The sequence below is a fragment of the Cryobacterium sp. Y62 genome (genome assembly GCF_002929785.1).
Classification (GTDB): Bacteria; Actinomycetota; Actinomycetes; order Actinomycetales; family Microbacteriaceae; genus Cryobacterium.
Genome location: NZ_PJJK01000020.1, coordinates 1 through 1,857 on the forward strand (window position 1 = coordinate 1; position 1,857 = coordinate 1,857).

General features: G+C 58.2%; 2 protein-coding genes. Both read left to right on the top strand.

The annotated features are described in order from the left end of the window. Nucleotides 1-478: 478 nt before the first annotated feature. A complete protein-coding gene (locus tag CXY71_RS00145) occupies nt 479-802 on the top strand; it encodes a putative quinol monooxygenase (RefSeq protein WP_104133727.1) in 324 nt (107 codons plus the stop codon). Nucleotides 803-945: 143 nt separating this feature from the next. Beyond that, nucleotides 946-1,584: an MBL fold metallo-hydrolase gene (locus tag CXY71_RS00150; protein WP_104133728.1), complete on the top strand. Its 639-nt coding sequence runs from the start codon at nt 946-948 to the stop codon at nt 1,582-1,584. The last annotated feature ends 273 nt before the right edge of the window (nt 1,585-1,857 follow it).

Below are 1,857 nucleotides of genomic sequence, written 5' to 3' on the forward strand. Positions count from 1 at the left end.
AATTCCAGCAAGTCAGGTGTCAACTAAACCTTCAGCAGTCCCCACCGCGACCTAGCACTGTCCCGACATCGAGCATGGAAAATAGGGCCAGTATTGCCTTGGGTCGGCGATAACATTAGTGCGCGCGTGACGCTTCGATGCAAGTTATCGCGGTGGATCCGGCAGCACCGGACTAGCGACCGCGCTGAGGGTGAGCATTAGCCTGACCGCCGCGATCCTGGTCACCAGGCGTTGAATATCCTTCTTCATAGGTCTTCTCCTCATTGAGTGCAACCTGACGTGGTTGTTATCGGCACGCGCCGCTTTATGTTGCCCGAAACGACATCTGTCTGAGTTCAGTTGCGTATGGGTCGTCGTCGCCGGGGTTACGGTTCTCCTCCTGTACCCGGCGTCGCCTAAACTGGGGCAACCCACCACCGCCCGGTTTTCTGGAAGCGCCACCGTTCAACGGGACGTGACTGAGGAAAGGAACCATTCCATGATTTTCATCGTCGCCAAGTTCACTGTGAAACCAGAGTGGAGCGATCGTTGGCTGGATCTCACGCGAGACTTCACGGAGGCTACGCGCCAGGAACCAGGCAACTTGTGGTTCGACTGGTCGCGCAGTGTTGAGGATCCTCACCAGTTCGTTCTCGTCGAGGCATTCCACGATGATGCGGCTGGATCTCACGTGAACAGCGCGCACTTCTCCGCGGCAATGAAGGCTATGCCGCAAGCGCTCGTGAAGACTCCAGAGATCATCAGCGAACGCATTGATGCTGAAGGTTGGGGCCCACTGGGAGAAATGACAGTGGAGGAGTAACCACGCGTCTACTGACCGCTGAACTAGTCGGGGTGACTGCCCACATCCATGCGCTTCGGGAGTAGCGGCCGACAACGACCATTTAGCGCTGTGCCCTCGACGCCCCTGTACAAAGACCAGCAACCGTTACTAGGAACAGGACCATGCACGATCTCAACGCCCTCACGGTTCGCAGCATCTCAGTATCTGAGATGAGCAATAAGGTTTACGTACTCACCTCGAAATCAAGCGGCGCGCAGGTACTGATTGACGCCGCCGACGATGCACCCGCCATCTTCACCCTTCTCGCAGATGCCCAGAAGGACACGAAGGCCCTCGTCAGGCTGGCTCTCATTGTCACCACACACTCGCACTGGGACCATGTTCGGGCGCTTGGTGAGGTCAGGGAGCTGACCAGAGTACCCACTGCAGCAGGGCTCGACGATGTTGCAGACATTGCCGTGCCCACAGACATACCTTTGCATCACGGGGACGTCAGGAACGTCGATGGCATTGAACTCGAAGTGATTCACCTACGCGGACACACCCCCGGGTCGATTGCTCTGCTTTACCGCGACTCGCATGGTCCCGCCCATCTGTTTACGGGCGATTCGCTCTTCCCTGGCGGTCTTGGGAACACCAACGGTGATGCCGACCGTTTCTCATCGTTGTACAACGACGTCGTCACTCGGATCTTCGACTACCTTCCGGACGACACCCTGGTGTACCCCGGCCATGGCGCCGGCACAACGCTCGGAGCCGAGCGGAGCAAGCTCTCCCAGTGGAAGCAACGCGGCTGGTGACGGCGACATCCGCCTACCTCGTGCAGCGATTCCAGGTGCTTTTCGATCGAACTTAACCATCCCGCATCCGAAACACAGATCTTCGTAATCAGCCCTGCACCTCCCCGCATGGGCGAATGAAACCGGAGACGCTGACGCGCTGATCCGCTAAGACGGAGAGAACCAGGCCCCCTCGCGAGGTGCGTCCTGATTAGCGCGAGCTCTGATCAGTGAGATGGCGTTCGTCGAGTTCACCTTGCCCGGTCGATCTCGGTTGTAGTGCGGTACTGACCT

Coding starts and splice junctions, on each gene's coding strand:
- CXY71_RS00145 (WP_104133727.1), top strand. CDS start 479: ATGATTTTCATCGTCGCCAAGTTCACTGTGAAACCAGAGTGGAGCGAT.
- CXY71_RS00150 (WP_104133728.1), top strand. CDS start 946: ATGCACGATCTCAACGCCCTCACGGTTCGCAGCATCTCAGTATCTGAG.